The organism is Bradyrhizobium sp. WYCCWR15520 (genome assembly GCF_056174665.1).
The window spans coordinates 26149-47306 of sequence record NZ_JBWBWM010000012.1 but is presented as its reverse complement, the minus strand read 5'-3'; the positions used below and the strand labels follow the sequence as shown (position 1 = coordinate 47306).

The 21158-nt window shown below is 63.3% G+C and carries 21 protein-coding genes; 14 read left to right on the top strand and 7 right to left on the bottom strand.

The features are described 5' to 3' along the window. Positions 1-5: 5 nt before the first annotated feature. A complete protein-coding gene (locus AC0QUY_RS15255; RefSeq protein ID WP_475387430.1) occupies positions 6-1280 on the bottom strand; it encodes an NAD(P)/FAD-dependent oxidoreductase in 1275 nt (424 codons plus the stop codon). A 222-nt stretch (positions 1281-1502) separates the two neighbouring features. Here AC0QUY_RS15255 and AC0QUY_RS15250 point away from each other — a divergent pair, with 222 nt between their 5' ends. Next, a complete protein-coding gene (locus AC0QUY_RS15250) occupies positions 1503-1811 on the top strand; it encodes a hypothetical protein (protein ID WP_161850584.1) in 309 nt (102 codons plus the stop codon). 20 nt (positions 1812-1831) lie between these two features. Next, complete coding sequence (locus AC0QUY_RS15245; protein ID WP_475387429.1) at positions 1832-2719, top strand: sigma-70 family RNA polymerase sigma factor; 888 nt, start codon at positions 1832-1834, stop codon at positions 2717-2719. A gap of 2 nt (positions 2720-2721) precedes the next feature. Here AC0QUY_RS15245 and AC0QUY_RS15240 read toward each other — a convergent pair whose 3' ends face one another. Next, positions 2722-3258, bottom strand: a complete 537-nt coding sequence (locus AC0QUY_RS15240; RefSeq protein ID WP_475387428.1) for a DUF805 domain-containing protein — start codon at positions 3256-3258, stop codon at positions 2722-2724. A 366-nt stretch (positions 3259-3624) separates the two neighbouring features. Here AC0QUY_RS15240 and AC0QUY_RS15235 point away from each other — a divergent pair, with 366 nt between their 5' ends. The 5 genes from AC0QUY_RS15235 to AC0QUY_RS15215 all read left to right on the top strand — a co-directional run bounded on the left by AC0QUY_RS15235 (position 3625) and on the right by AC0QUY_RS15215 (position 8281). Beyond that, complete coding sequence (locus tag AC0QUY_RS15235) at positions 3625-4797, top strand: ABC transporter substrate-binding protein (RefSeq protein ID WP_161850581.1); 1173 nt, start codon at positions 3625-3627, stop codon at positions 4795-4797. A gap of 144 nt (positions 4798-4941) precedes the next feature. Next, complete coding sequence (locus tag AC0QUY_RS15230) at positions 4942-5859, top strand: branched-chain amino acid ABC transporter permease (RefSeq protein WP_161850580.1); 918 nt, start codon at positions 4942-4944, stop codon at positions 5857-5859. Beyond that, positions 5856-6803, top strand: coding sequence for a branched-chain amino acid ABC transporter permease (locus AC0QUY_RS15225; protein ID WP_475387427.1), 948 nt, complete (start codon positions 5856-5858; stop codon positions 6801-6803). Before AC0QUY_RS15230 ends, AC0QUY_RS15225 begins: the two co-directional genes overlap by 4 nt. Before the next feature lie 4 nt (positions 6804-6807). After that, positions 6808-7575, top strand: coding sequence for an ABC transporter ATP-binding protein (locus AC0QUY_RS15220; RefSeq protein ID WP_475387537.1), 768 nt, complete (start codon positions 6808-6810; stop codon positions 7573-7575). After that, positions 7568-8281, top strand: a complete 714-nt coding sequence (locus tag AC0QUY_RS15215) for an ABC transporter ATP-binding protein (RefSeq protein WP_161850578.1) — start codon at positions 7568-7570, stop codon at positions 8279-8281. Before AC0QUY_RS15220 ends, AC0QUY_RS15215 begins: the two co-directional genes overlap by 8 nt. A 259-nt stretch (positions 8282-8540) precedes the next feature. Here the strand turns inward: AC0QUY_RS15215 and AC0QUY_RS15210 are convergent, their stop codons facing one another. Both AC0QUY_RS15210 and AC0QUY_RS15205 read right to left on the bottom strand, forming a co-directional pair. Beyond that, positions 8541-9977: a glutamine synthetase family protein gene (locus AC0QUY_RS15210; protein ID WP_475387426.1), complete on the bottom strand. Its 1437-nt coding sequence runs from the start codon at positions 9975-9977 to the stop codon at positions 8541-8543. Between the two features lie 113 nt (positions 9978-10090). Continuing rightward, the gene (locus AC0QUY_RS15205; RefSeq protein ID WP_475387425.1) at positions 10091-11449 is read right to left on the bottom strand and encodes an aromatic ring-hydroxylating dioxygenase subunit alpha; all 1359 of its coding nucleotides are present in this window, start codon (positions 11447-11449) and stop codon (positions 10091-10093) included. Between the two features lie 96 nt (positions 11450-11545). Here AC0QUY_RS15205 and AC0QUY_RS15200 point away from each other — a divergent pair, with 96 nt between their 5' ends. Continuing rightward, a complete protein-coding gene (locus AC0QUY_RS15200; protein WP_475387424.1) occupies positions 11546-12337 on the top strand; it encodes an IclR family transcriptional regulator domain-containing protein in 792 nt (263 codons plus the stop codon). Continuing rightward, positions 12334-12828, top strand: coding sequence for a GNAT family N-acetyltransferase (locus AC0QUY_RS15195; RefSeq protein WP_475387423.1), 495 nt, complete (start codon positions 12334-12336; stop codon positions 12826-12828). The genes AC0QUY_RS15200 and AC0QUY_RS15195 overlap by 4 nt, the downstream gene beginning before the upstream one ends. 100 nt (positions 12829-12928) lie before the next feature. Here the strand turns inward: AC0QUY_RS15195 and AC0QUY_RS15190 are convergent, their stop codons facing one another. The 3 genes from AC0QUY_RS15190 to AC0QUY_RS15180 all read right to left on the bottom strand — a co-directional run bounded on the left by AC0QUY_RS15190 (position 12929) and on the right by AC0QUY_RS15180 (position 14653). After that, positions 12929-13156: a hypothetical protein gene (locus AC0QUY_RS15190; RefSeq protein WP_475387422.1), complete on the bottom strand. Its 228-nt coding sequence runs from the start codon at positions 13154-13156 to the stop codon at positions 12929-12931. A gap of 5 nt (positions 13157-13161) precedes the next feature. Next, a complete protein-coding gene (locus AC0QUY_RS15185) occupies positions 13162-13521 on the bottom strand; it encodes a PilZ domain-containing protein (protein WP_475387421.1) in 360 nt (119 codons plus the stop codon). A gap of 181 nt (positions 13522-13702) precedes the next feature. After that, positions 13703-14653, bottom strand: a complete 951-nt coding sequence (locus AC0QUY_RS15180; RefSeq protein WP_475387536.1) for a helix-turn-helix transcriptional regulator — start codon at positions 14651-14653, stop codon at positions 13703-13705. A gap of 81 nt (positions 14654-14734) precedes the next feature. Here AC0QUY_RS15180 and AC0QUY_RS15175 point away from each other — a divergent pair, with 81 nt between their 5' ends. The 5 genes from AC0QUY_RS15175 to boxB all read left to right on the top strand — a co-directional run bounded on the left by AC0QUY_RS15175 (position 14735) and on the right by boxB (position 21152). Then, the gene (locus AC0QUY_RS15175) at positions 14735-16279 is read left to right on the top strand and encodes a benzoate-CoA ligase family protein (RefSeq protein ID WP_475387420.1); all 1545 of its coding nucleotides are present in this window, start codon (positions 14735-14737) and stop codon (positions 16277-16279) included. 130 nt (positions 16280-16409) lie between these two features. Next, entirely contained in the window at positions 16410-17228 is an 819-nt protein-coding gene (locus tag AC0QUY_RS15170; RefSeq protein ID WP_475387419.1) for an alpha/beta fold hydrolase, read from the top strand. Between the two features lie 36 nt (positions 17229-17264). Further along, on the top strand, positions 17265-17780 hold the full coding sequence (locus AC0QUY_RS15165) for a DUF309 domain-containing protein (RefSeq protein WP_475387418.1): 516 nt from the start codon (positions 17265-17267) through the stop codon (positions 17778-17780). 107 nt (positions 17781-17887) lie between these two features. Then, entirely contained in the window at positions 17888-19576 is a 1689-nt protein-coding gene (boxC, locus tag AC0QUY_RS15160; protein ID WP_475387417.1) for a 2,3-epoxybenzoyl-CoA dihydrolase, read from the top strand. A gap of 139 nt (positions 19577-19715) precedes the next feature. Further along, a complete protein-coding gene (boxB, locus tag AC0QUY_RS15155; RefSeq protein WP_161856271.1) occupies positions 19716-21152 on the top strand; it encodes a benzoyl-CoA 2,3-epoxidase subunit BoxB in 1437 nt (478 codons plus the stop codon). Positions 21153-21158: the final 6 nt, after the last annotated feature.

Sequence of the window (21158 nt, the reverse complement as noted above, 5' to 3'; positions counted from 1 at the left end):
GAAACTTATCCCGTGACCTTGCTCGACCCCTGCGTGATCAGCCGCGCCGCGCGCTGGTCGCGGGCGTGAATCCACAGCCAACTCAACGCCACGCTGAGGCGGTTGCGCAGGCCGATCAGGAAGTAGATGTGGGCGATGCCCCAGATCCACCAGGCGAGGTTGCCGCGCAGCTTGATGCGGCCGAAGTCGATCACGGCCTTCTTCTTGCCGATCTGTGCCAGGCTGCCGGCGTGCTTGTAGCGGAACGGCGGCAGCGTGCTGCCGTTCAAGCGCGCCTTGATCAGCGCCGCCACGTAGCGCCCCTGCTGCTTGGCCGCCGGCGCAATGCCCGGCACGGGATTGCCGTCGGGGCCTGCGATCGTCACGGTGTCGCCAATGGCAAACACGTCGGGATGGCCGGGCACGGTCAGATCAGGCTCGACCTTCAGGCGGTAGGCGCGGTCGGCAGGTGCGTTCAGCCACTCCGCCGCGCGCGAGGCGCGCACACCGGCGGCCCAGACGATGGTTCGGGCCTCGAGCTTGTTGCCGCCATAGACGACGCCGTCGATGGCGCATTCGGTGACGGGTTGCCCCAGCACTACCTCGACGCCGATCTCTTCCAGCGAGCGCTGCGCATAGGCGGAGAGATCTTCGGGGAAGCCGGCGAGCACGCGCGGGCCGGCCTCGACCAGCACAACGCGGGTCTTGTGGGTGTCGATGTTGCGAAAGTCCGGCGGCAGCGTGTCCTTGGCGAGGTCGGCGATGGTGCCGGCCATTTCGACGCCGGTCGGGCCGGCGCCGATGATAACGAAGGTGAGTAGCGCCGCGCGCCTGACAGGATCGGTCTCGCGCTCGGCGCGCTCGAAGGCGACGAGGATGCGCCGCCGCAGCGTGGTCGCATCTTCCAGCGTCTTCAGGCCCGGCGCGAACGGCTCCCACTCGTCGTGACCGAAATAGGCGTGGCGGGCGCCGGTGGCGAGGATCAGCGTGTCGTAGGCAATGGTATCGCCGTCTTCGAGCAGCACGCGTTTTCCGGCGGCGTCGACGCCGTTCACATTGGCGAACAGCGTCGTCACTTCGGGACGGTGGCGCAGCAGGTAACGGATCGGCCAGGCGATTTCCGACGTCGCCAGCGAGGCGGTCGCGACCTGGTAGAGCAGCGGCTGGAACAGGTGATGGTTGCGGCGATCGATCAGCGTGATCTTGACCGGCGCCCCGGCAAGGCCAAAGGCTGCTTCCAGCCCGCCGAAACCGGCGCCGACGATTACCACGTGATGGGGTTCTTTCGGCACTGTCGTCATGGGAATGCGGCCCCGGTTTCAGATGTCTCAACGCATTGGATTATGTAGCCATCTGCGCCAGCGGTCCAAGACGTCTTTGCCAATCGGGCGATAGCGAAAGCGTATGATCGCTGTCGTCCCGGCCAAGCGCAGGAACGACGGCAAAATAAATTTCCTGCCACCGCATCCTTTGCCCGAACTCAAACGTCCTTGGGGCGAGATGGCTGCAACAAGGAGAAAGCCATGAGACGGACCGTGATAAGGTACAAGACAAAGCCGGAAATGGCCGACAGGAACGCGGAACTGATCGCAGCGGTGTTTGCGGAACTGAAGGCGGGGCAGCCGCAGGGTCTGCGCTATCTATCGCTGCGGTTGGAGGACGATACCTTCATTCATGTCGTCGAGAGTGCGGCCGATGACGGCGCCAGCGCCTTGCCGAAGCTGGCGTCCTTCGCCGCGTTCCAGAACGGCATTCGGGAGCGTTGCGCCGAGCCGCCGCTCGCCAAGGGCGCCGCCATCGTCGGCAATTATCGCATGCTGGGCGAGAACTGAACCCGATTGCCGGAGACAGAATGACCGTGGTGCCCGAGACGTCCACAGCCTCCGACATCGAACGCCTGCTTGTCGCGATGCGGCCGCGGCTGCATCGCTACTGCGCGCGCATGGTCGGCTCGGTCATCGACGGGGAGGACGTGCTGCAGGACGCGCTGATCAAGGCGGTGGAGGCGCGCGCTACCGCCGGCGCCATCGGCAATCCCGAAGGCTGGCTGTTCCGGATCGCGCACAACACCGCGCTGGATTTCCTGCGCCGGCGCAACCGCCAGGAGACGCTTCGCTCGACGGAGGAGGCGGATATGATCGTTGACCAGCTCGATGCCGTGGAAAGCCGCCAGATCGCCGCCACATCCTTGCGCACGTTCATGCGCCTGCCGGTAGCGCAGCGCGGAAGCGTGATCCTGATGGACGTGCTCGGCTGCTCGCTGAAGGAAATCTGCGAGGCGATGGGTTGCAGCCTGCCCGCGGCCAAGGCCGCGCTGCATCGCGGCCGCGCGCAGTTGCGCGAATTCGCCGCTGAGCCGGACGATACGCCGCAACAGAGATTGCCGGATGCGGATCGTGCGCGCCTCGGCGCCTATGTCGCGCATTTCAACGCGCGCGATTTCGACGCGATCCGCACCATGATTGCTGATGACGTCAAGCTCGATCTCGTCAACAAGACCCATATGCGTGGCAAGGCCGAGGTGTCCCGATATTTCGGCAACTACGCCAAGGTCAACGACTGGCATCTGGTGCCCGGCCTGGTCGAAGGGCGTCCCGCCATCCTGGTATTCGATCCGGGCAAGCGCGATGCAGGGCCGAAATATTTCATGTTGCTGGATTGGTCGGCCGGCCGGGTCGCAACCATCAGGGATTTCCGCCACGCGCCTTACGTCGTTGATGGCGCGGAGTATCTGATCTGAAGCTAAAGCCCGCGGCGGCCGAATCCGCCGTTGGCAGGCCGCGTAATTTGCGGCACGGCCGGCGTCTCCGCGACCGGGCGGGGCGGCGGCGGATCGGGAAACCGCTCGTCAAGGGTCGGCACCGGACTGTCATGCGCCCCGCTGGGACAAAACAGCAAGGCAAGAATGAGCGAGAGATTAATGAGTGCGCCGACCATCGTTCCGCGCTCATGGCCCAGCGACATGGCCGGGAATTTGGTGGCGACGATCCCGTCGACGATCACAACCGCGATCCACGCCGGCATCACGCAAACCGGATCCCATCCGATATCCCTGAACCGCATCGACTGCAGCGTGACAGTGAGCCACGCGTAGAAGATGGCGGCGGCGAAGATCGGCCCCGAGGTCGAGCTTGGGACCGTTCCCTTGGGGGTGGTCTGAAAAGCGTAAGCGATGGCGGCGGCGTGGACCGCGACCATCATGACGGTGACCACGAGCGTGCTGCAGAAAAAATGCAGTCGGCCGATGCGCGCATTGAAGCCGAACAGGAAACCCAGCATGGATCCATCCTCTTCGGAGCAGTTGGCTGCAGATTGCTTTCGGAGCTGTGAACCGCGGAGGTTGCAGGCGGAGCTTGGCTTCCGGCCGCTTTAGGAAATTCCTAAAATCCGAGCGGCCGCTCGCAGCGGTGCGACAATTGTTGCCCCAGCAACCGGAACTATAGTTCTTGCCATCCCCACGGTCCGCGAATTATGGTGCAGGTGGCTTTAAGCATGCGCCGAAGGTCCAAAGCCGGGCCGGCGGTTCATGCTTGCCGCTGGCTGGCAATTTCGCGCACAAAATACCTCACATGATAAGAGGCGCGCGGAAACAAGCGTTGCCCGCCAAAAGGCGGGTCTGGTTCGATAACGAGGAGGGGAGTGATTATGAAAAAGGCATTCTGGCTGGCTGGCGCGGCCATTCTGGCGCTGACGCAGACCGCAGTTGCTGGCGACACCATCAAGATCGGCTTTGTCTCGACCTTCAGCGGCCCGACCGCTGTGATCGGCAACGACATGCGCAACTCGTTCGAGCTGGCGCTTGATCATCTCGGCCGCAAGATGGGCGGGAAGCCGGTCGAGGTGATCTATGAGGACGACGGCCAGAAGCCCGATGTCGGTAAACAGAAGACCGAAAAACTAATCCAGTCCGACAAGGTCGATTTCATCGCCGGCTATATCTGGTCGAACGTGCTGCTGGCATCGCTGAAGACCGCGGTCGATTCAAAAACCTTCCTGATCTCGGCCAATGCCGGTCCCTCGCAGCTCGCCGGCGAGCTCTGTTCGCCTTACGTGTTCTCGACCTCCTGGCAGAACGACCAGACCCCGCAGGCGGTCGGCACCTACATGAACCAGAAGGGCGTGAAATCAGTGTTCCTGATCGGCCCGAACTACGCCGCCGGAAAGGACATGCTGGCCGGCGTGAAGAGCACCTTCAAGGGCCAGGTCGTGGGCGAGGAATACACGGTGTGGCCGAGCCAGCTCGACTTCTCCGCGGAGCTCACCAAGGCCAAGAACTCCAAGGCCGAGTCGATTTTCGTGTTCTATCCGGGCGCGGCCGGCGTCCAGTTCCTCAATCAATATGCCCAGGCTGGCATCAAGGGGCAGATCCCGCTCTATACCGCGTTTACGATCGACGAATTGTCACTGCCGCTGCAGAAGGACAACGCGATCGGCGTGCCCGGGGCGCAGCAATGGGTCAACGATCTGCCCAACGCCGAGAACAAGAAGTTCGTCGAGGACTATCGCAAGAAATATCCCGGGCTGCGCCCGACCTTCTATGGCGCGCAGTCCTATGATGCCGCCAACCTGATCAACAGCGCGGTCGTCGCCGTGAAGGGCGACACCTCGAAGAAGGACGAGATGAAGGCTGAGATGGAGAAGGCCAACTTCAAGTCCGTGCGCGGGCCGTTCAAATACGGCAAGAACCACATCCCGATCCAGAACTTCTACCTGCAGGACGTGGTCAAGGACGCCGACGGCCAGCTTTCGCTCAAGACGGTGGCGACCATCGTCAAGGACGACCAGGACCGCTTCGTCGACAAGTGCCCGATGAAGTGATTGGCATGACCGGTGCATGATCGCCGGAGCGCGCCCTCGGGCTTGACCCGGGGGCGTTTAGCGGCCGATCATCCGCCCAACAAGAAAATGGCGGCGGCGCAGATGTGCTGCCGCTGTTTTTTCAGGCCTAGAGTTTAGGGATCTATGCTCGTCCTCGTAGAACAATCGCTGAACGGCTTGCAGTTCGGCCTGCTGCTGTTCCTGCTGGCAGCCGGCTTGACGCTGGTGTTCGGCATCATGGACTTCGTCAATCTGGCGCACGGCTCGCTCTACATGATGGGCGCCTATTTCGCGGCGACCTTCGTGGCGTGGACCAACAGTTTCATACTGGGCATCCTGATGGCGCTCGGCGCCACGCTGCTGCTCGGCATTCTCCTGGAGTTCGTGGCGCTGCGGCATCTCTACGGCCGCGACCATCTCGACCAGGTGCTCGCGACCTTCGGCCTGATACTGTTCTTCAACGACGCGGTGCGGCTGATCTGGGGCCCGGCCGGCCTGTCGCTGCCGCTGCCGGCCTGGCTGACCGTGCCGGTGCAGATCGTCCCCGGCGTGTTCTATCCGGCCTACCGGCTGTCGATCATCGTGGTCGCGCTGGCGGTTGCGGCAATGCTTTATGTCGTGGTGATGCGAACCAAGATCGGCATGCTGATCCGCGCAGGCGCCTCCAACCGCGAGATGATCGGCGCGCTCGGCATCAACATCAAGCTGCTGTTCACGCTGGTGTTTGGGCTGGGCGCCGCGCTCGCCGGGCTGGCCGGGCTGATGCAGGCGCCGATCCTCACCGTGCAGATCGGTATGGGCGAGAACATCCTGATTCTCGCCTTCGTCATCATCGTGATTGGTGGCATCGGCTCGATCCGCGGCGCGTTCCTGGCCGCGATCTTCGTCGGTATGATCGATACGCTCGGCCGCGCCTTCCTGCCCGATCTGTTGCGCACCGTGCTGAGTTCCGCCGCCGCCTCGACCGCCGCGCCCGCGCTGTCGTCGATGCTGATCTATCTCCTGATGGCGATCGTCCTTGTCGTTCGTCCGGAGGGACTGTTTCCGGCTGCCAAGCGATGAAATCTGCCATCAACGCCCGCAACGTCGTCGTGGCGCTCGTCGCGCTTGGCCTCACATTGCTGCCGGTTTATTCGGCGCTGACCGGCAACATCTTCATCCTGACGCTGTTCACGCGCATCATCATCTTCGCGCTCGCCGCCGCCAGCCTCAACCTCATCATGGGCTATGGCGGCATGATGAGTTTTGGTCATGCCGCCTATCTCGGCATCGGCGGCTATGCGGTGGGCATCCTCGCCCATGAAGGCATCGGCTCCGGATTTATCCAGTGGCCGGTGGCGCTGGCGGCATCGGCGCTCTATGCGCTCGTCATCGGCGCGCTCTCGCTGCGCACCCGCGGCGTCTACTTCATCATGATCACGCTGGCCTTCGCGCAGATGGCCTATTACATCGCCTCGGGTCTTTCTCGCTATGGCGGCGACGACGGCCTCACCATCTACAAGCGCAGCACGTTCGGCGGCCTGATCGATCTGTCGAACCGCACGCAGTTCTATTACCTCTGCCTCGCCTGCCTGTTCGGCGGCGTCTATCTGATCTGGCGCATCGTCAACTCGCGCTTCGGCATGGTGGTGCAGGGCGTTCGTTCCAACGAGCAGCGCATGCAGGCAATCGGCTATCATGCCAACCGCTATCGTCTCGTCTGCTTCGTCATCTCGGGCACCATTTGCGGCCTCGCCGGCGCACTTCTCGCCAACAATACCGACTTCATCAGCCCGGCCGGGATGTACTGGACCCGCTCCGGCGAACTCATGGTGATGGTGGTCTTTGGTGGCATGGGCTCGCTGTTCGGTCCCGTCCTGGGCACCATCGTGTTCCTCCTGCTGGAAGAAGTCCTGTCGCAATTCACCGAATACTGGGCGTTGATCATGGGCCCGCTGTTGCTGCTGCTCGTGCTGTTCGCGCGTGGCGGCATCATGGGGCTGCTCGGGAGGTTGAGCCGTGGTTAGTTCTTTGGCTGATCCCTTGCTCCGCGTTGAAAACCTGGTCCGCAGCTTCGGTGGCATCAAAGCCACCGACAATCTGTCGCTGGACGTCCTGCCGGGCGAGCTGCATGCCATCATCGGCCCCAACGGCGCCGGCAAGACCACGCTGATCAGCCAGTTGACCGGGCAGTTGATGCCGAATTCCGGCGCGATTCACTTCGCCGGTCGCGACGTCACCGGGGTGCCGGCCTATCAGCGCAGCCGGCTTGGGTTGGCGCGATCGTTCCAGATCACGTCGCTGCTGAAGGATTTTAGCGCGATCGATAACGTCGCGATCGCAGCGCAGGCGCATGACGGCCACTCGTTCCGCTTCTGGGGCGCTGCCCGCAAGGAGAAGCATCTGCGCGACGCGGCGCAGGCCGCACTGACGCGAGTGGGACTCGGGCAACGCGCCAATGTGCTGGTTTCCGAATTGAGCCACGGCGAACAGCGCGAGCTCGAGCTTGCGGTCGCGCTTGCGACCAAACCGCAATTGCTGCTGCTCGACGAGCCGATGGCCGGCCTCGGCGTCACCGAATCCGCGCGCATGGTGGCGCTACTGAAGGAATTGCGGAAGGAAGTCACCATCGTGCTGGTCGAGCACGACATGGAAGCCGTATTCGCGCTCGCTGACCGCATCACCGTGCTGGTCTATGGCCGCGTCATCGCCTCCGGCGATCCCGACGCCATTCGCAACAACGAGGAAGTCAAGCGCGCCTATCTCGGCGACCAGCATGCGGTGACCCGTCATGGCTGAAACATTGCTGGAAATCGACGGGATCGAGACCTGCTACGGCCTCAGCCAAGTGCTGTTCGGCCTGTCGCTGAAGGTTCAATCGGGCGAAATGGTCGCCCTGATGGGCCGCAACGGCATGGGCAAGACCACGACCGTCCGTTCCATCATGGGCATGACGGGCGCGCGCGCCGGTACGATCCGCTTCGCGGGCGAGCAGGTGCGCAGCCTGCCGTCGTACAAGATTGCAAAGCTTGGCATCGGCCTCGTGCCCGAGGGACGGCAGATCTTTCCCAATCTCACCGTGTACGAAAATCTGGTCGCAGCCTCGGGAAACCGCGCTGGCAATTCCGATCCGTGGACCATCGACAAGATCCACGCGCTGTTTCCGCGCCTCGCCGAGCGCGGCAACAACATGGGCGTGACGCTCTCGGGCGGCGAACAGCAGATGCTGGCGATCGGCCGCGCGCTGATGACCAATCCAAAGCTCTTGATCCTCGATGAAGCCACCGAAGGCCTCGCACCGCTGATCCGCGAGGAAATCTGGAATTGCCTGTCGATGCTTAAGGGCCGTGGGCAATCCGTACTGGTCATCGACAAGAACGTCGCCAACCTCTCCAAGATCGCTGACCGCCACTACATCATCGAGCGCGGCCGCACCGTGTGGACGGGGACGAGTGAGCAGTTGATTGCGGAGCCGGATCTGCAGCACCGGTATCTCGGCATTTGAGGGCGCCGTGGGCAAGGGCGCGTCAGCGCCGTGCCCACCATCTATCCTCGCACGCCTAATGGTGGACACGCTTCCGCCTTCGCTCTCGAGCTACGGCGGACAAGTCGCTTTGCCCATCCTACGATTTCCGGCATGGAGAGGCGCTCTATCCGCAGTCATTGCGAGGAGCGAGGCGACGAAGCAACCTTGCTGCCGCAAGCGGAGAAATGGATTGCTTCGCTGCGCTCGCAAACGGAGCAAGCGGAGAGGCTAACCCCGCTCAAAACATCTCGAAATATTCGCGGTGCTCCCAGTCCGACACTTCGGCCTGAAACCGCTCGATCTCCGCATTCTTGATGTGGACGTAGTAGTCCACGAACTCCGCGCCCAGTGCCTGACGGAAGAACGGATCGTCCTGTAGCGCAAATACCGCCTCGCGAAGACTCTTTGGCAATAGCGCCGCCTTGGTCTCGTACGGCGTATCCGCGGACAGCCCAGGATCGAGCTTGCGGTCGACACCGTCGAGGCCGGAGAGAATCTGCGAGGCCATGTAGAGATAGGGGTTCGCCGCAGGCTCGCCGATGCGGTTTTCCAGCCGCGTCGCGGCATCGCCCGGACCGCCGAGCACGCGGATCATGACGCCTCTGTTATCGCGGCCCCAGATCGCGCGGTCCGGTGCTAACGAATACGAGCGGTAGCGCTTGTAGCCGTTGATGGTCGGCGTGGTGAACACGGTCGATGCGCGGGCATGCTCCAGCAGCCCGGCGAGATAGTGTTTTGCGAACGGGCTCAGCACCTCGCCCTTGTCACCGGCCATGAATGCATTCTCGCCGCTTGCGCGCGACACCAGCGATTGATGCAAGTGCCAGCCCGATGCGAACACATTGGGCAGTTTCGGCCGGCACATGAAGGTCGCGTGATAGCCGTGGCGGCGCGCGATCTGTTTTACGGCCGAGCGGAATAGCACCATGTTGTCGGCGGGCACGAGGCCCTTGGTCGGCTGGAAGGTGAATTCGCACTGGCTCGGGCCGAACTCGACCTCGACCGATCGCAAGGGAAGCCCGAGCGCCAGCACGTCGCGGCGGATGATCTCCAGCGCCGGCTCCATCTGGTCGTAGCGCTGCTCGGTCAGATATTGATAGCCGTGCGACAGCAGGCTGACCGATGGCGGCCGCCCGGGCTGGCCGGCATCCTCCGGCGCCATGTGCGCGTCATCGAGCTTGAAGAGATGGAATTCGACTTCGAGACCGGCCACGAAGTCGTAGCCGCGCGCTCCGAGCTGATCGATTACCTTGCGATAGAGATGGCGTGTGGCGAACGGCACCGGACGGCCGTCGTTGAAATAGAGGTCGCAGAGCAGCCAGCCGGTGGTCGTTGCCCACGGCAGCACGCGAAAAGTGGTGGGATCTGCCACCATAAACACATCGGCGGCGCCTTCCATCTCCTTCATGCCAAAACCGCCGCCTGATGTGAACACCGGAAACACCGTCTTGTGCGAGGTGTCCTTGGCGAGCATCGTCGTGGTGATGGAGCAGCCGCTTTCCAGCGAGGCGATCGCCTCGCTCGCGATCAGCGTCTTGCCGCGGAGGATTCCGTGCTGGTCGGGGAACGACAGGCGGATGACTTCGAGGTTTTGCTCGTCGACGATGCGGGCGAGGCGGGTCGCCGCCTCTCTCTGCTCTTTCGACCATAGCCCGTGACGTTCCACAAAACTCAACGCGTCACTCCCCATCTTCCGTCATTCCGGGGCGATGCGGAGCATCGAACCCGGAATCTCGAGATTCCGGGTCTGGTCCTTCGGACCATCCCGGAATGACGGTGCCACAAATCTCACTCCGCCGCCGTGAGGTGGGGAACCTTGCCGGCGATCTCGCTCGGCACTGGCGCCGCCCACGGCGCGCCGCGGCGGCGCTTCACGTCGACTTCCATCCAGTAGATTTCCCAGCCTAACGTCGGGCCGATGCCGTCCATCGTCGCCGGGCCCTGGATGCTCCGCGCGTGCGCCGCGTCCAGGAAAAGCATTGGCTTCTCGCCGCCGGAAACCTTCTCGATCTCCTGCCGCAACAGGCGGCGATACTGCACGATCGCCTTGTCTGATTGCCCAAGATGCTCGTTGGTGCGATCCTGAATCGGGCCCATCGATTCCACCGCCCACTGGTCGTGGACGTTGATGTCGGCCCCCATGCCGGTATAGGTCGCGGTTGCCTGCTCGTGCGGATCGAAGCCGTAATCGTTGCTCTTGTTCTTGCGCGACTTGTAGTCCGGCAGCTCGTAGAGTTCGAGGCGCTGGTCGCGCATCTTCTTCTTGTCGACCGGCGTCGTGTAGCTCGTGAAGATCGCGTACCAGTAGCAGTTCTCGTCATCGATGGGCACGTGCCACTGCGTGATCGTCATCTCCTGACTCATCGGGATGACGAAGCCGTGCGGGAAAAGCTGGTTGGTGACGCGCACATGGGTGCGCTCTTCATCCAGCTCGCGCAGCGCGATCAGGCGCAGGCCGTATTCGGTGTGCTCGACATTGATGATCGGGTTGTCGTATTCGCGCAAAATCTTGGTCATCGGCATGTCGCTTCCGGCGGATGCGCCGCGGAACTGCTTGCCGTAGGCTGCGGACGTGTCCTCATCCTCGAAGAAGCGGTGCAAAAAGGAGGCGTGCGCCGGATCGATGCCGACTTCCAGCGCCTGCAGCCAGTTGCAATTGATGTGGCCCTTGAACGCAAAGGTATGGCTGTCGGGCGCGACAAAACAGTCGATCTCCGGAAACGCCGGCGGCTCGCCTTCACCGAGATAGGCCCAGAGGATGCCGCTCTTCTCGACCACGGGATAGGAGCGCTGCCTGATGCCCTGGCAGAGCTTTGAGTCCTTCGGCTCCGCGGGCGTCTCCAGGCATTGGCCGGAGATATCGAACAGCCAGCCATGGAAGGCGCAGCGCAGCCCGCCATTTTCGAGACGACCAAAAGCGAGATCGGCGCCGCGATGCGCGCAGTGGCGGTCGATCAGGCCGTAACGGCCTTCCTCGTCGCGAAACAGCACCAGGTTTTCGCCGAGCAATTTTACGGGCCGAACCGGCCGCGGTCCCACCAGCTCATCCACCAGCGCTGCCGGCTGCCAGTACATCCGCATCAGCTTGCCGCAGGGGTCCTTGCGCCCGGTGCGGGTAATCAGGTCGTTCGCTTCCTGGCTCATCATGGCGAGGATCTCCGTTGCTGGATTTGTTCGCCTATTGAACTTTTGTGCGATCTTAGCGTAGGCTGTGCGTTAGGCAAGCGGATTATGGAGGCAGCGATGCCGAAGCTTAAGCGCGCGGGCGACGCTGACAACCGCGGCGCCACCGATTTCATCGAGAGCCTCGACCGCGGTCTGCGCGTGCTGGAGGTGTTCGGCGGCAGCGGGCAGCCGATGACGCTGAGCGACCTCGCCAAGGCGGCCGACCTGCCGCGCGCCACTGCTCGGCGCATCCTCTTCACGCTGGAGCGCGCCGGCTTCGTTACCACCGACGGCAAGCTGTTTCGCCTGATGCCGCGCGTGCTGGTGCTGGCATCAAGCTATCTCGCTTCCAACCACGTCGTCTCGGTGCTGCAGCCGGCGCTGGATCGATTGTCGAGCGAGGCGCAGGAAATCTCGTCGATGGCGATCCTTGATCGCAACGACGTCGTCTTCATCGCGCGCGCCAGCCCGACGCGGATATTCGCCGCCGGCATCGATATCGGCTACCGCCTGCCGGCGTTCTGCACCTCGGTCGGCCGCGTGCTGCTGTCGCGGCTGACCGATGAGGAACTGGCAAAAGCGCTCGACGCCATGGACCTCACGCCGCTGACGCCGTTCACCGTCACCGACAGGAAGCTGCTCTTGAAGACGGTCATCAGAGATCGCGCGGCAGGCTATTCGCTGGTCGATCGCGAGGCCGAGCCGGGCTTCCGCTCGATCTCGGTGCCGGTCCGCCGCTACGACGGCGCGATCGTCGCCGCCATCAACATGGGCGCACATGTCGATCGTGTATCGTCAGCCGAGATGGTCGAACGCTTCCTGCCGCGATTGCAGGAGACGGCGGCCTCGGTCAAATCGATGCTGGTGTGAAGTTGATTGTCCGGTCTGAAACGCCCGAGGATATTGCGGCGATCCGTACCGTCCAGGAAGTAGCGTTCGGCCAGCCGGCCGAAGCGCAGCTGGTCGACGATCTGCGCACGGCAGGCGATGCGATTTTCTCGCTGGTTGCCGTCGATGACGGAACGGTCGTTGGCCATGTCCTGTTCTCGCGGATGAAAGCGCCGTTTCCCGCGCTGGCGCTCGCCCCTGTCGCGGTGCTGCCCGAATACCGGCGGACAGGTTTTGCCAGCCGGTTGATCCGCCAGGGCATCGCCCGCAGCGAGGCCGCCGGCTGGCTCGGCATTTTCGTCCTCGGCGATCCAGCCTTTTACCGGCGTTTCGGCTTCGATGCCGGCAAGGCGAGCGGCTTCATCTCGCCCTATGCCGGACCGCATCTGATGGTGCTGCCTGTTGGACGAAACGAACTTCCGGTCACCGCGGGACTCATTGAACATGCGCCCGCTTTCGCAAAGCTTGGATAGGCTAGGCGGAATGGCGCCTGGTTGGTAAAGAGTTTCCACCGTCATTGGGAGCGAAGTGAAGCAATCCGTTCCATCGCTTGCTGAGGTTTGGCAAGGCGCGCTATGGCGCGGGCAAGCGCTTGAGCGCGGCTTCGATCGCTTCGAACTTGGCGACGATCTGCGGCGTAACCAGGTAGCGCAGCATCGCCGCGAGCGACAGGCCGACAATCGTCGCGATAATCGCGTACTGCGTCACCAACGCCAGCAATATCGCACGCAGCCGGCGCCGTCGGGCTTTCGGCAGCTTGGCCGCAGCGGGAAGGCCGTCGTCGCCTTCAACCGTGCTCATGCGATCTAGAACTCGTTCAGAAGCTGATTGAGACGCGACTTCAGCCGCCGGTTGGACCGCTCGCTGGCGCGGAGCTTGCGCGCCCATTCCAGCGGAACAACGCTGCTCATGTCGTGCTCGCCGCAGAACATCAGGCCCGCTGTGTTGTGATCGCGCCAGACCGGGCGGGCCAGACAGGAAAGCCCCCGGCGCACGACTTCGAAATCGATCCGGTCGGGCAGGATGGCCGAATTCTCGAATTCGATTTTGGCGCCGCCCTGGCTGAAATTGCGCACGATGCAGTCAAGCGTCGAGTTGCGCGCGTTGAACGCGATCATTCCGCCGTAATAGACGCGGCCTCTCGGGTGTTGACGGCGCTCCAGCACGATTTGTCCTCCATGCGCTTAACGCTTTAGTAACACTCCTTTAGAGTGTATTGCAGCCACCGCTCGCATGGAACTTGTGCGGTGGTTAATAGTGGCGCCCGGTTCGGGTTGCAACCGTCGAGCGCATGCCTTCCGCGCGGCCGGAAATCAGGCCTCTGCAGCTTGCACTTTCACAGAAAGGTCAGGAGACCGCGCTGCGCAGCCCGAACGCGTGCTTGTCGTGCAGTACCGGCGCCACCGCATCGCTCAGCCGCGCCGCCGCCGCATCGACGGAAAGCCCTGCGGTGTCGACCACTGCCGACGCGCGCGCATAGAGCGGCTCGCGGCTGATCAGGATGTTGCGCAATTCCGCCATCGCCGAGCGATCGTCCGCCATCGGGCGCAGATCGCCCTGGCCGCGCACGCGGGCCATGTGCTCTTCCGGCTCGGCCTTGAGCCAGATCGTGTAGAACGACGACAGGATCAGGTCGAAGGTGAGCGGCTCGGAGACGATGCCGCCGCCGGTCGCCAGCACCATCAATTCCTTGCGCGCGAGCAATTGCGACAGCGCCGCCTGCTCCATGCGGCGAAAGCCTTCCTGGCCGTAGAGCGCAATGATCTCGGCGACGGATAATCCGTTCTGCGCCTCGACCTCCTTGTTGAGCTCGACGAATTTCCAGCCGATCTTCTTCGCCAGCATCCTGCCAAGGGTGGATTTGCCGGCGCCGCGCAGGCCGATCAGCGCGATACCGGCAAAGCTGATCCGACGCTGCGCCGATGGGCCGCCGCCGGCCAGCGCATCCTTCGCGTGCGCGATCTGGGCCGGCGTCGCCTTGCGCAGGAGATCGCGAATGATCGCCCAGTCCGGCGCCGGTTCGGCTGAAGGAATCATGTCTTCGAGATGCGCGCCCATCGCGTTCGACACACGCCTGAGCAGCACGATCGAAACATTGCCCTTGCCGCTTTCGAGCTGCGCTATGTAGCGCTCGGAAATTCCGGAAACCTTGGCGAGCACTTTGCGCGACATGCCGCGAAGGGCGCGCATGGTGCGCACACGCTGGCCGAGCTGCTCGAGAAAGCCGGATTCGGGGTCGCTGGCCTCGGTCATTTCCTCGTTCGGCTTTACCTGCGGTTGAACGGATTTCGGAAACATAATGCCGATGAGGATTGACAGCAAGCGCGGCCGGTGTCTTTGTATGAATTATAATTCTTAAAAACTGAGGAGAGAAGCGTCGTGAGCGGCACGTCCGGTTCGTACAATGCGGTGACCTGGCTGCTCGACCGCAATGTCGAGGAGGGGCGCGGGGCCAAGCTCGCCTTTACCGACACCGTCACTGAACTCACCTATGGCGATCTGCAGCGCCAGACCCGCCGCGCAGCCAACATGCTGCGCCGGCTCGGCGTCCGCCGCGAAGAGCGCGTGGCGATGATCATGCTGGATACGGTGGACTTCCCGTGCGTGTTCCTCGGCGCGATCCGTGCCGGCATCGTACCGGTGCCGCTCAACACGCTGCTGACCTCGGAGCAATACGCCTACATTCTCGGGGATTGCCGCGCGCGCGTACTGTTCGTCTCCGAAGCGCTGCTGCCGGTCGTCAACGACATCGTCGCTCGGATGCCCGACCTTGAGTACGTCGTCGTGTCGGGCAAGGACGCCCACGGCCACAAGAAACTGTCCGACGAACTCGCACGCGAGAGCGATACGTTCGCGACCGCCGCGACGCATCCGGACGAGCCCGCGTTCTGGCTCTATTCGTCTGGCTCGACCGGCATGCCCAAGGGCGTGCGGCACCTGCATGCCAATCTCGCCGCCACGGCCGATACCTACGCCAAACAGGTGCTCGGCATTCGCGAGGACGATGTTTGTCTCTCGGCGGCAAAGCTGTTCTTCGCCTATGGCCTCGGCAATGCGCTGACGTTTCCGATGTCGGTCGGCGCCTCTACGGTGCTGCACACGGACCGGCCGACGCCGGCGGCGATGTTTGCGCTGATGAACAAATTCAATCCGACCATCTTCTACGGCGTGCCGACGTTGTTTGCGGCGATGCTCAACGACGAGACGGTGAAGGATGCCCGCGCCGGCACGCGCCTGCGCATCTGCACCTCGGCCGGCGAAGCGTTGCCGGAATCGGTCGGCAATGCCTGGAAGGCGCGGTTCGGCGTCGACATTCTCGACGGCGTCGGCTCGACCGAACTGTTGCATATCTTCCTGTCCAACGCGCCCGGCGACATCAAATACGGCTCATCGGGGCGTCCCGTGCCCGGCTACAAGGTGCGGCTGGTCAATGAAGCAGGCGCCGAGGTGCCCGACGGCGAAGTCGGCGAATTGCTGGTCGATGCGCCGTCCGCCGGCGAGGGCTACTGGAAGCAGCGCGCCAAGAGCCGCTCGACCTTCGAAGGCCACTGGACCCGCACCGGCGACAAGTACATTCGCGATGCCGACGGGCGCTACACTTTCTGCGGCCGCTCGGACGATATGTTCAAGGTCTCCGGCATCTGGGTCTCGCCGTTCGAGGTCGAGAGCGCGCTGATCACCCATCCGGCGGTGCTCGAAGCCGCCGTCGTGCCCGAATCCGATCCGGAAGGATTGTTGAAGCCGAAGGCCTTTGTCGTATTGCGGCCCGGCGCCAACACCGATGATCTGCACGAAGTGCTGAAGGAGCACGTCAAGCAGAAGATCGGCGCCTGGAAATATCCGCGCTGGATCGACGTGGTGGACAGCCTGCCGAAGACGGCGACGGGTAAGATTCAGCGGTTCAAGCTGCGCGAACACACCTGACGTCGTCATTCCGGGGCGCGCGACAGCGCGAACTACGATGTGCAATTGCACATCGCGAGAATCTCGAGATTCCGGATCGGCTCGCTTCGCGATCCGTCCGGAATGACGGAATGAGTGGAAAGCACAAAATATGACAACCCTTACCTCCTCGGGCTTCCTCACAGTCGGCGCCTCGCATCTCGAATACCGCATGATCGGCCCGTCGCCCGAGAGCGCGCCAACGATCGTGATGCTGCATGAAGGACTCGGCTCGGCCGGCCTGTGGGGCGACTTTCCCGAAAAGCTTCAGGCCGCGACGGGCGCCGGCGTGTTCGCCTATTCGCGCGCAGGCTATGGCGCGTCGACGCCCGTAAAACTGCCGAGGCCGCTCGACTACATGCATGTCGAGGCGCTCGACGTGCTGCCGAAACTGCTCGACAAGATCGGCTTCCGCCGCGGCCTTTTACTCGGCCATTCCGACGGCGCCTCGATCGCGGCGATCTATACCGGCTCGCATCAGGACCACCGCGTGCAGGGCCTGGCGCTGATCGCGCCGCATTTCATCGTCGAGGATATTTCGGTGGCCTCGATTGCCGAGATCAGGAACGCCTACGAGACCACGAACCTGAAAGAGAAGCTGGCGCGCTGGCACCGGGACGTCGACAATGCCTTCTACGGCTGGAACGGCGCCTGGCTCGATCCGGATTTCCGCAACTGGGATATTTCTGAATACCTCGCCTATATCCGCGTACCGGTGGCGATCCTGCAGGGCGTCGACGATCAGTATGGAACCATGCGCCAGGTCGAGATCGCCACGGAAGAGTGCTACTGTCCGGTCGATGTGACTGTGATCCCGGGCGCGGGACATCAGCCGCATCGCGAAGCGCCGGAGGCGACGCTGGATGCGATTTCGGAATTCGCAAAGGCGGTGTTGCACACAGGTAGCGGCTCGCAGGGACGGGCCGCGTAACGCATTTCCGCATGCGCGTTCCGGGGCCGCGCCCCGATGACACAGTCCCCAGCCGCCGGTCATCTTCCATTGCCGCGCTGGGCCTATGTACCGGGCGACCCCGGCACGGCGAACGCCGACTACGAAACGCTGAGCCAGATCGTAGCTCTCGTGCCGCCGCGCTTCGGCGGTTACGTGCCGGCACGGCACCCGGCGCTGCGTTACGGCATCGCGCTCAACGACCACGGCTATTTCTGGGAGGCGCAGGAGATCCTGGAAGCGGTGTGGGCGGCAGCGCCGCAGGGCGGCCGCGAACGGATTCTGCTCCGCGCCTGCATCCTGATCGCGACCGCGAACTTGCGGCTGCGCATGCAGAAGCCGCACGTCGCGGCACGAATGCTGGGCGAGGCGCTCGGCGAGCTCGAGGCGCTGGGCCTGCGCCATGCCGGCGGCGACGGCTTTGCCGATTGTTTTCCGGCCGCGGCCCTGGCGGCCGTCATCAAGGACAAATTGGAGCGGCCGCAGCTTGCCAAGACCGATTGGGTGACCATTGCGGCCGCGAGCCGAACATGAAACAAAATGCATGTTCTGGCGTTTTAGGCTAGACTAAACAAAAAACATGCACTATTGTGCATGCAACGAACCAAGCAACATTTCGAGAAAACGACAGAGGGTGGCTCATGGCCGGTGAAGATCGCGTCCTCGCAGGCGGCGCGAAATACATCGATTTTCAAACCGATCCGTCGCGCTATCGCCATTGGAAGCTGGCGGTGGAGGGCGATGTCGCGACGCTCACCATGGATGTCGACGAGAACGCCGGGCTGTTCGAGGGCTATCAGCTCAAGCTGAATTCCTACGATCTCGGCGTCGACATCGAACTCGCGGACGCGGTGCAGCGGCTGCGCTTCGAACATCCCGAAGTGAAAGTGGTGGTGATGCGTTCGGCTAAGAACCGCGTGTTCTGCGCCGGCGCCAACATCCGCATGCTGGCGGGCGCGACCCACGCGCACAAGGTCAACTTCTGCAAATTCACCAACGAGACCCGCAACGGCCTGGAAGATTCATCTGAAAATTCCGGGCAGCGCTTCATCACCGTCGTCAACGGCACCGCGGCTGGCGGCGGCTACGAGCTGGCGCTCGCAACCGATCACATCATCATGGCCGACGATGGCGCCGCCGCCGTCGCGCTGCCGGAAGTGCCGTTGCTCGCGGTGCTGCCGGGCACCGGCGGGCTGACGCGCGTGGTCGACAAGCGCAAGGTGCGCCGCGACCATGCCGACTTCTTCTGCACCATCGAGGAAGGCATCAAGGGCAAGCGCGCCGTCGCATGGCGGCTGGTCGACGAGATCGCGCCGAACAGCAAGCTCGAAGCCAAGGTCGCCGAGCGGGCGAAAGAGTTCGCCGTCGCCTCGAAGCGCAACGGTACCGGCAAGGGCATCACGCTCGAGCCGCTCAACCGCACCATCGACGAAGCCGGCATCCGCTATGGCTTCGTCAGCGTCGACATCGATCGCCCCGCGCGGATTGCGACCATCTCAATCAAGGCGCCGGAAGCCGCGCCACCGGCCGATATCGACGGCCTGATCGGGCAGGGCGCGTCGTTCTGGCCGCTGCAGGTGGCGCGCGAGCTGGATGACGCGATCCTGCATTTGCGCATCAACGAACTTGAAATCGCGATGCTGGTGTTCAAGAGCCACGGCGATCCCGCCAATATCGTCGCCTGCGACACCTTCCTCGAAGCCAACAAGGCGCATTGGCTGGTCAACGAGATCAGGCACTACTGGAAGCGCGTGCTCAAGCGCATCGACGTTACCTCGCGCACGCTGGTGACGCTGGTCGAGCCCGGCTCCTGCTTCGCCGGCACGCTGGCCGAACTCGTGTTCGCCGCCGACCGCTCCTACATGCTGATCGGCTCGCGGCAGGGCGACAATCGCCAGCCGCCCGCGATCCAGTTGACCTCGATGAATTTCGGCCCCTATCCGATGAGCCACGGCCTGACCCGCCTGCAATCGCGCTTCCAGGCCGATCCGTCCGATCTGGAACGCGCGGAATCGACCATCGGCACGACGCTCGATGCGGAGGCCGCCGAAGAACTCGGCCTCGTCACTTTCGCGCTCGACGATATCGATTGGGACGACGAGGTGCGGGTGTTCCTGGAGGAGCGCACGTCGTTTTCGCCCGACGGCCTCACCGGCATGGAAGCCAATTTGCGCTTCGTCGGGCCAGAGACCATGGAATCGAAAATCTTCTCGCGCCTCACGGCGTGGCAGAACTGGATCTTCCAGCGCCCCAACGCGGTGGGTGAAGACGGTGCGCTGCGCCGTTACGGCACCGGTCAGAAGGCGCAATTCGACATGACGCGGGTTTGATTTCGTGTCCCGGGCGCCGTGCGGCGCAGGTGGCGCGGCCCGCAGAACCTTAACAGGTCCCAGATCTGCGGCGCATCGTTTCGCCTCGCACTTACGCCCCGGGACACGAGAGCCTTAAAGGAGCACGGCTATGAATTACATGAACGTCGACTATTCGACCAAGATTCCCAACAACGTGAATCTCAGCGAAGACCGCCAGGTGCTCAAGGCGCTGGAGGGCTGGCATCCCGGCTACATGGACTGGTGGGGCGACATGGGGCCGGAAGGCTTTCAGCAGTCGCTGGTCTATCTGCGCACCGCCTATTCGGTCGATCCGCGCGGCTGGGCCAAGTTCGATTACGTCAAGATGCCGGAATACCGCTGGGGCATTTTGCTGGCGCCGCAGGAAGAGAACCGCGTCATTCCGTTCGGCGAGAATTACGGCAAGCCGGCCTGGCAGGAAGTCCCGGGCGAGCACCGCGCCACGCTGCGCCGCCTGATCGTGATCCAGGGCGACACCGAGCCCGCTTCCGTCGAACAGCAGCGCCATCTCGGTAAGACCGCGCCCTCGCTCTATGACCTGCGCAACCTGTTCCAGGTTAATGTCGAGGAAGGCCGTCACCTCTGGGCGATGGTCTATCTCCTGCAGAAATATTTCGGCCGCGACGGCCGCGAGGAGGCGGACGATTTGTTGCGCCGTCGCTCGGGCGACGCTGACTCCCCGCGCATGCTCGGCGCCTTCAACGAGGCGACGCCGGACTGGCTGTCGTTCTTCATGTTCACCTACTTCACCGACCGCGACGGCAAGATGCAGCTGCATTCGCTGGCGCAGTCCGGCTTCGACCCGCTGTCGCGCACCTGCCGCTTCATGCTGACCGAAGAGGCGCATCACATGTTTGTCGGCGAGACGGGCATCAGCCGCGTCGTGCAGCGCACCTGCGAGGCGATGAAGGAAGCCGGCATCACCGATCCGACCGACATCGCCAAGGTGCGGGCGCTCGGGGTGATCGACCTGCCGACCATCCAGAAGAAGCTGAACCTGCACTATTCGCTGTCGCTCGATCTGTTTGGTTCGGAAGTCTCGACCAACGCGGCGAATGCCTTCAACGCCGGCATCAAGGGCCGCTACAAGGAAACCCAGATCGACGACGACCACCAGCTCAAGAACGCCACCTATCCGGTGCTGAAGCTGGTCGACGGCGTGATCAAGCGGGTCGACGAGCCGGCGTTGACCGCGCTCAACATGCGCCTGCGCGACGACTACACGCAGGATTGCGTCAAGGGCATGCTGCGCTGGAACAAGGTGATTTCGACCGCCGGCTATCAGTACAAGCTGACGCTGCCCAACGTCGCGTTCCACCGCCAGATCGGCGAGTTCAAGGATATCAACGCCACGCCCGACGGCGTGCTGATCGACGACGCCACCTGGAACCAACGCAAGGGCGAATGGTTGCCTTCGTCGCAGGACGGCGACTTCATCGCCTCGCTGATGAAGCCGGTGACCGAAGCCGGGCAGTACGCCTCCTGGATCTCGCCGCCGAAGGTCGGCATCGACAACAAGCCCGGCGATTTCGAGTACGTGAAGATCGAAACCTGAACCACC

Excerpts from the sequence above, each read along its gene's own strand:
- AC0QUY_RS15255 (WP_475387430.1), bottom strand. The coding sequence starts at position 1,280 with ATGACGACAGTGCCGAAAGAACCCCATCACGTGGTAATCGTCGGCGCC.
- AC0QUY_RS15250 (WP_161850584.1), top strand. The coding sequence starts at position 1,503 with ATGAGACGGACCGTGATAAGGTACAAGACAAAGCCGGAAATGGCCGAC.
- AC0QUY_RS15245 (WP_475387429.1), top strand. The coding sequence starts at position 1,832 with ATGACCGTGGTGCCCGAGACGTCCACAGCCTCCGACATCGAACGCCTG.
- AC0QUY_RS15240 (WP_475387428.1), bottom strand. The coding sequence starts at position 3,258 with ATGCTGGGTTTCCTGTTCGGCTTCAATGCGCGCATCGGCCGACTGCAT.
- AC0QUY_RS15235 (WP_161850581.1), top strand. The coding sequence starts at position 3,625 with ATGAAAAAGGCATTCTGGCTGGCTGGCGCGGCCATTCTGGCGCTGACG.
- AC0QUY_RS15230 (WP_161850580.1), top strand. The coding sequence starts at position 4,942 with ATGCTCGTCCTCGTAGAACAATCGCTGAACGGCTTGCAGTTCGGCCTG.
- AC0QUY_RS15225 (WP_475387427.1), top strand. The coding sequence starts at position 5,856 with ATGAAATCTGCCATCAACGCCCGCAACGTCGTCGTGGCGCTCGTCGCG.
- AC0QUY_RS15215 (WP_161850578.1), top strand. The coding sequence starts at position 7,568 with ATGGCTGAAACATTGCTGGAAATCGACGGGATCGAGACCTGCTACGGC.
- AC0QUY_RS15205 (WP_475387425.1), bottom strand. The coding sequence starts at position 11,449 with ATGATGAGCCAGGAAGCGAACGACCTGATTACCCGCACCGGGCGCAAG.
- AC0QUY_RS15200 (WP_475387424.1), top strand. The coding sequence starts at position 11,546 with ATGCCGAAGCTTAAGCGCGCGGGCGACGCTGACAACCGCGGCGCCACC.
- AC0QUY_RS15190 (WP_475387422.1), bottom strand. The coding sequence starts at position 13,156 with ATGAGCACGGTTGAAGGCGACGACGGCCTTCCCGCTGCGGCCAAGCTG.
- AC0QUY_RS15180 (WP_475387536.1), bottom strand. The coding sequence starts at position 14,653 with ATGTTTCCGAAATCCGTTCAACCGCAGGTAAAGCCGAACGAGGAAATG.
- AC0QUY_RS15170 (WP_475387419.1), top strand. The coding sequence starts at position 16,410 with ATGACAACCCTTACCTCCTCGGGCTTCCTCACAGTCGGCGCCTCGCAT.
- AC0QUY_RS15165 (WP_475387418.1), top strand. The coding sequence starts at position 17,265 with ATGACACAGTCCCCAGCCGCCGGTCATCTTCCATTGCCGCGCTGGGCC.
- boxC (WP_475387417.1), top strand. The coding sequence starts at position 17,888 with ATGGCCGGTGAAGATCGCGTCCTCGCAGGCGGCGCGAAATACATCGAT.
- boxB (WP_161856271.1), top strand. The coding sequence starts at position 19,716 with ATGAACGTCGACTATTCGACCAAGATTCCCAACAACGTGAATCTCAGC.